The organism is Paenibacillus glucanolyticus, from assembly GCF_037333485.1.
Classification (GTDB): Bacteria; Bacillota; Bacilli; order Paenibacillales; family Paenibacillaceae; genus Paenibacillus_AQ; species Paenibacillus_AQ glucanolyticus.
The window spans coordinates 1,033,392-1,040,000 of sequence record NZ_CP147845.1; the positions used below are offsets into that span (position 1 = coordinate 1,033,392).

Below are 6,609 nucleotides of genomic sequence, written 5' to 3' on the forward strand. Positions count from 1 at the left end.
TTAGATAGGGGATGAAATGTATGATTAACGAGTTATCTTTAGAAGATAGGGATACCGTCCAACAAATATGGGGGTTGCAGCACATGGCGTACCCGCTGGAAGCTGAGCTCATCGGTTTTACGGATATTCCGCCGCTGCTGGACACCTTTGATACCATTCGTACGAGTGGAGAGACCTTTTTTGGGTATATAAATGATGAAGGGGAGCTGATCGGCGCGATTGCCGTGGAAGCCGAGGAGGCGCAGGTCACCATATCGCGGATGATGGTTCATCCGGGGCATTTTCGTAAAGGTATCGCCGGGACTTTGATACGCCATGTATTAGAGACGTACCATAAGGCGCCGATGTTCACGGTCTCGACGGGAACGCGCAACACGCCTGCGGTTACCTTGTATGAGAAGTTCGGGTTTGTAAAAGATCATGTTTTTGAAGTTGCTCCTGGAGTCGAGTTGACCGAATTCCATCTTCGCATACAATGATCATATAACATAAGCAACAAGAAGCAGACGTGAGGGGAGTATCGTTCTTTTGAATAATCCTTGGGTAATAGATAATGGATCTATATTATTAAGGCTGTTGCTTGCTATGCTGCTTGGCGGCTTGATCGGATTTGAGCGTGAGCGTTCCAATCATGCAGCGGGTCTGCGTACACATATATTGGTTTGCTTGGGTTCTACACTGATTATGCTTTTATCCATCTACGGATTTTCGGATTTCGTAGACGAGATTAATGTCCGGATTGACCCTGCGCGTTTGGCTACAGCCGTTATTACGGGAATCGGGTTCTTAGGCGCAGGCACCATTCTGTTCACGGGTAAATCCATTACCGGTTTAACCACCGCTGCTTCCATTTGGGTTGTTGGCGCTGTAGGATTGGCCGTCGGAGCCGGGTTTTACTTTGCCTCGATTGTGTCGACAATCCTTATCCTTCTGAACCTGGTGGTCTTTAATAAACTGGAGCAGCGATATATACGCGGTAGCAAGCTGCATCTGATTACCATCCATTCAGCGAATACACCGAATATTTTGGAGGAAATCTCGGCGGTTCTGGAGGAACAGGAATGCGTGATTAGGAAGTTGGTTGTTAACGAACGAAGCAATACTGTTTATGGAGAGCTGCAGCCTGCGGTATTGGGGCTCGAAATCACAATGCAAGTATTAACAGATCGTAAATTCGAGCCGATGACGATAACCCGGCAATTGCGGGGAATCGGCCAGGTGACAATGGTAACAGCCGAGTAGGATGTACAACGAAGTAACGGCAACTGCTGATCATCGGCAGTGCCGTTTTTTTATAGGCTTGTCAGCAGTCAGCGGCTGGCTCATCCAGTTTTTTGCCAGTTACTTCGGCCTCTCGTTGGGGTACTATCAAAGAAAAACATCGTTAAACAACGCCAGTTCTCCCTGATGTTTGAGAAGGAGGAGAGAGGGTCATGAACACGACACCTGAACCGCAAACCGCGATAAGCAAGAAGAAACGAGAACGTATCCGCATGAAGCGTCATTCAGGCCTGCAGAGAAGAAGGCGTAAATTATATGCGCTTTTGTTAGCCGCTCTCATTCCGGGCTTGGGGCATCTGTATCTGGGTGTGTACCGTAAGGGAATTACGTTTATTATGTTATTGCTGCTGGATATCTCGGCGCTTTTATACTTTTCTTCCATCGGCATGCAGATCAATGTACCGCTGCTTATTGTACTGGGGCTGCTGATTCCGATTGGCTATTTCTATAATGTGTACGATGTGCTGCAAGCAGCTGAATATATGATCTCGCGGAGACGGCGTGGCGAGGCAGCCGCTGTTTCTTCTGATGAGGGAAGAGGGCGGAACAATCCGTTCCGAGGTGAACGGGGAATCCCTTTTGGCTTGATGCTGGTTGCTATAGGGATCCTGCTCATTCTGTTTCATCAGAAGCCTCCCTGGCTTCAGGTGGTCATCCGTGATTATGGAGCGGAGTTCTCTGCTGTCGTATTAATCATCCTCGGAATATGGGCGGCGGTTCGAGAAGTTCTCCGGCACCGTAAAGGTAAAGGCAAGGGCAAATCCCTGTAGCGTATCTTTGCAGGGCACAAAACACGATAGCTGCCAATACTGACGAGGGGAGGAGACGGATGAAACATAAAATCAGAGTAGGTCGATTTACAGCTGCCTTACTGCTTGTCTGTTCAGGGGTGTTATTGCTGCTGGATGAACGCGGGGGCACCGATTATATATTTTTGATCCAGCGGTGGTGGCCGCTGCTATTCATATTGCTCGGAGTTGAATATTTAGTACGGTACACCGTGACATGTGTTCTGGGCAGACGTAAGGAATTTCGGTTCCGGCCGGATATCAAGGGCGTTCTGCTTGCCGCAGCCATTACGGCATCCGTGTTCGTTATCTCTCAGCAGGAGCATTTTCTCCATCTCTGGAATCGGGTGAGCCTGAATTTGACGGCAGCGGGAGTCGATTACAGCGAAGCTGAGGGTACCCAATTTCAGAAGCCAGTGCTGGATATTCCGGTAGAACTGGACACCGAGAAAATCATCGTGGATCACTTAAACGGCGATATCACCATCGTGCGGCAGAATGTGGATGAGATCAGGGTCGAAGCGGAAGTCTGGGTCGACCACGAACCTTCCGGTCTGGCCGAAGCGATAGCAGAACAATCCACGATTGAAGTGGGAGAAGGCAAGACGATAACGATTCGATCGAAGGGGAAGGCTTATGGACAATCGGGTAAGCGTCAGCCCCGGATGAATCTCCATATCGCGGTACCGGATGATCGTCGATTTAATTTTGAGATACGGACGATGAACGGAGCGATCACCTTAAACGGCGTTGAAGCTATAGAGAATATTTCGCTGGAGAGCGGCAACGGACCTATTACGATGGATCGTGTTTACGGGAATGTTACCGGTAAAACATTAAATGGCGACATGACGGCACGCGGCGTCCTGGGGAATATCAAAATGTCCACTAACCGAGGCAATATGATGGCCGTAGACATCACAGGCGAAACAGATATGACCACTCAGGTGGGGAATATGACCGTCAAGCGAACGACGGAGGAAATCCGGGTCCAGACGAGGAATGGCAATATTCTGATCAGTGGTGCAGAGTCGCAATTAAGCGCGGAATCCCTCAATGGCGGCGTTGCTATACGCTCACCTCATGTGGGAGGCGATTGGAACGTGTACAGTGCGGTTGGCGAGATGAATCTTCATATTCCGCTTGAAGGGGATTACAAGCTGGAAGGGACCATCAGTTACGGTAGAATCCTTACGACGCTTCCCAATCTTCTGATCGATCAAAAAACGATATCCGGTGAATCGGGCACATCCGAACACTCCATTCGGATTGAAGGCAACAGTAATTTGAATATCTATCGGAGCTATCCGGAGCAGGAGGAAAGCCGCAGTAACGGGGGCTTGACGCCTCTGCCGGATTGACAAGAATCAAAGAAACGCCTTACAATAAAGGTTAAGAGCGGTATAGGTTTTGTAAAAACCAGTTAAACTTGAAGGCGGTGGGCAACCATGGGAACGTCCGTACAGCATGCGCTGGAACAACTGAAAACGACCGGTGTCCGTATCACGCCGCAACGTCATGCGATTTTAACGTATTTGGTTGAATCTATGGGTCATCCGACAGCGGATGATATTTATCGGGCTCTGGAACCTAATTTTCCTAGTATGAGCGTAGCCACTGTATATAACAATTTAAAAATGTTTATTGAGGCTGGCATGGTGCGTGAACTGACTTATGGAGATAATTCCAGTCGTTTTGATGCAAATGTATCCGATCATCATCATGTAATATGCCAGAGTTGCGGAAAAATTGAAGATTTCAGCTATCCGTCCCTTGAAGATGTTGGAGTACAGGCTGAGAAATGCACCGGGTTTGAAGTGAAGGGATTAAGGATGGAGCTGTATGGGCTCTGCAAGTCCTGCAAATAGACTTCGGTTACTTATAAATGAACGTGCGGAATCAACCATTCCACACGTTTTTATTTTTAAGGGCGTTTTCTCACAAGGGGATATATAGAGGGCGAGAATGAAATGGGGGAGTAGTTTGGCAAGAAGAAGATATCGTGGAAAGAGGCGGCGTACCAGGAGAAGCTCTTTTTATCTGGGCTTGATGTTGATAGCGGCAGGAGTCTGGTGGGTGGTCACCACCCTTTTTCCGAACCAGACTTATACGGTGCCGGACTGGCGAGGAATGGACAAGCCGATTTTTGTCCAGGGTGAACTGCAGGAGTATCCTGCCCGGGAAAGCGGAGAAGAAATGATGCTGCCCATAACGGTTATTCAGGAGAGCGTTGATGCCAATATTCGTTATGAGGAAGAGACCAAATCGATTATCATGACAACCTCGGAATCGGTTCTCCGTATGAAGATCGACAGCACCAAGGGGGATCTGAATGGTAAAACGGTTACCGTCCCTTATGCTCCTGAGCTCGTTGACGGTATGGCTTACGTGCCCCTTAAGCCGCTCGAGCAGCATTACGGGATAGCCGTTCAAGAGAACTCGTTAACAGGTGCAATTATCTTGATGCGTGCAGGTGATTCGATTCAGCTTGCGGAGGCAACACCGGGTAAACCTGAGGACACGGTGGCTCTGCGCGAGAGCGGGGAGAAGAAGTCACCGATTGTACTGGACATGCCTGCCGGTGAGCGGCTCCGGGTATGGCGCGAAGAAGAGGAATGGTTATTTGTTCAAGCCGATAACGGCTACACCGGATATGTTCTTAAAGACCAGACTAAACTCGGTAACGTTAAAGATATTCCGGTCCTTGCAGAGACTCTTTCGCGGGTTGAGCTGGAGTGGAAGGACAAATCGGTCAATCTGGTGTGGGAGGCTATCTATTCCAAAAACCCAAGCACGGATAAGATCGGGGAATTACCTGGTGTCAATGTGGTGAGCCCCACCTGGTTCAGCATCGTGGATGCCGAGGGTACGGTCAAATCTAAAGCCGTGAAGCAGTATGTGAGCTGGGCGCATAACAGGAATATGGAAGTTTGGGCCCTAATGGACAACAGTTTTGATCCGGACCTGACAACGGAGGCGCTGTCTACTTATGAGAGAAGATCTCATATTATCAAGCAAATGCTGACCTATGCCAAGCAATACAAGCTGGACGGAATCAATATCGATTTTGAAAATGTCTACACCAAAGATAAAGAACATGTGGTTCAATTTGTGAGAGAAATGAAGCCGCTGGCTAAAGCCAGAGGATTGATTGTTTCCATTGATGTTACTCCGAAATCGAATAGCGAGATGTGGTCGCTCTTTCTCGACCGCAAACGGCTTGGCGAGACGGTTGATTATATGATGGTGATGGCCTATGATGAGCACTGGGCTTCCAGTCCAAAAGCGGGATCGGTATCCTCGCTGCCATGGGCCGAGCAATCGGTAAGACGAATCATGGAAGAGGACGGTGTGCCTTCATCCAAGCTGGTATTGGGTGTTCCCTTATATACCAGGGTATGGACGGAGACCAGCGAAGAGGGAGAAGCGAAGGTGTCCTCCAAAGCGATTGGGATGGAGAAGCTCCAGACTTTGCTTAAGGAGCAGAAGGTTAAAGGGGCGCTGGATGCCAGCACGGGTCAGAACTATGTTCAATTCACGGAGGGAGAGGCCATCAAGAAAATATGGATGGAGGACGATACATCTCTGCAGTCCCGTGTGAATATGGCCAAGAAACTGGAGCTTGGCGGTATTGCCTCTTGGAATCGAAGTTTTGCCATCCCGGGAACCTGGCAGGTTCTGAAGACGATACATGATTAGAAGATCGCGCGAACTTATATATCCTTTATCCAGATAAATGAAGAAGACCCGGCTATCCTCGAGGATACCGGGTCTTCTTTAGTGTTTATTCATGTTACTGAATGCCAATCCTAATGATATGCAGAAGTTTAGGATGACTCTTAGGATTTGGTCTGCTGGGCTTCAAGCTCTTCTGCTGTAATGTTCGCCTGGCTTGGATCCAGTGTCAAAATCGTGTGGCAGAACATGCAGCGGTCTGTTTTACCCAGCATTTTCGTCAATTTATTGCACTCCGGACATTGAATTTGAACGGCGCTTGTGGACAGCATGCCAGCCCAGAAGTAAATGCCGAGACTGCCCAACATCATAATCAGGCCAAATACCAATCCGATTCCGGCAAATATTTTGCCTGCTTGTCCAAAGAATACAATACCGGCTGTACCAAGCACCATGAGGCCCATACCGAGCATTGTTAACAGTAGCCCCCATGTGCGGAAGGCGTTGATTTTTGCGTTCTTAAAGATCATGGCTCGAAAACTCCTGTCAATTCAAGTACTTGCTTATGAAAGAACGTGAAACGAGAAATGGATATTGAATTCAGCCTGCAGATTGTCCTCTTCGAAGTTCTTATCTCCTAAAAGAAGGAACTTACATGGACATGTAGAATTACATTATAACTGAAATGGCTGAAATTCGCCAAGGAATGTATGGAGGGAAACGTGGAATTAACCAACTTTTCTTTTTACTATGGAAATACGGTTGATGAGGAAGCTGTTGGGGCGATAGCATACCGTAATTCGGATAAAACGCTGCAGGGCTCACTTGTTCATGACTTTGAGGTCAATATCGTTGTCGTGTATGA

At 48.2% G+C, this 6,609-nt stretch carries 8 protein-coding genes (1 of these 8 cut by a window edge); 7 read left to right on the forward strand and 1 reads right to left on the reverse strand.

All coding sequences use genetic code 11. The features are described from left to right. Nucleotides 1-20: 20 nt before the first annotated feature. The 6 genes from WDY75_RS04825 to WDY75_RS04850 all read left to right on the forward strand — a co-directional run bounded on the left by WDY75_RS04825 (nt 21) and on the right by WDY75_RS04850 (nt 5,768). Complete coding sequence (locus WDY75_RS04825) at nt 21-479, forward strand: GNAT family N-acetyltransferase (RefSeq protein WP_040681054.1); 459 nt, start codon at nt 21-23, stop codon at nt 477-479. Between the two features lie 49 nt (nt 480-528). After that, a complete protein-coding gene (locus WDY75_RS04830) occupies nt 529-1,242 on the forward strand; it encodes an MgtC/SapB family protein (RefSeq protein WP_063477764.1) in 714 nt (237 codons plus the stop codon). Between the two features lie 191 nt (nt 1,243-1,433). Beyond that, nucleotides 1,434-2,051 carry a hypothetical protein gene (locus tag WDY75_RS04835; RefSeq protein ID WP_063477763.1) on the forward strand — a complete coding sequence of 206 codons (618 nt, stop codon included), beginning with the start codon at nt 1,434-1,436 and terminating at the stop codon, nt 2,049-2,051. Between the two features lie 59 nt (nt 2,052-2,110). Next, complete coding sequence (locus tag WDY75_RS04840; RefSeq protein ID WP_063477762.1) at nt 2,111-3,430, forward strand: DUF4097 family beta strand repeat-containing protein; 1,320 nt, start codon at nt 2,111-2,113, stop codon at nt 3,428-3,430. Nucleotides 3,431-3,517: 87 nt separating this feature from the next. After that, complete coding sequence (gene perR / locus WDY75_RS04845; RefSeq protein ID WP_006212665.1) at nt 3,518-3,937, forward strand: peroxide-responsive transcriptional repressor PerR; 420 nt, start codon at nt 3,518-3,520, stop codon at nt 3,935-3,937. A 97-nt stretch (nt 3,938-4,034) separates the two neighbouring features. Further along, a complete protein-coding gene (locus tag WDY75_RS04850; protein ID WP_409348316.1) occupies nt 4,035-5,768 on the forward strand; it encodes a glycosyl hydrolase family 18 protein in 1,734 nt (577 codons plus the stop codon). 140 nt (nt 5,769-5,908) lie between these two features. Here the strand turns inward: WDY75_RS04850 and WDY75_RS04855 are convergent, their stop codons facing one another. After that, nucleotides 5,909-6,274 (reverse strand): YgzB family protein, encoded by a 366-nt coding sequence (locus WDY75_RS04855; protein ID WP_006212663.1) that lies wholly within the window; start codon nt 6,272-6,274, stop codon nt 5,909-5,911. Nucleotides 6,275-6,466: 192 nt separating this feature from the next. Here WDY75_RS04855 and WDY75_RS04860 point away from each other — a divergent pair, with 192 nt between their 5' ends. Beyond that, nucleotides 6,467-6,609 carry the start of a nucleotidyltransferase-like protein gene (locus WDY75_RS04860; RefSeq protein ID WP_036643460.1) on the forward strand. It continues 739 nt past the right edge of the window, so the window shows 143 of its 882 coding nt (coding positions 1-143); the start codon lies at nt 6,467-6,469; its stop codon lies beyond the right edge, outside the window.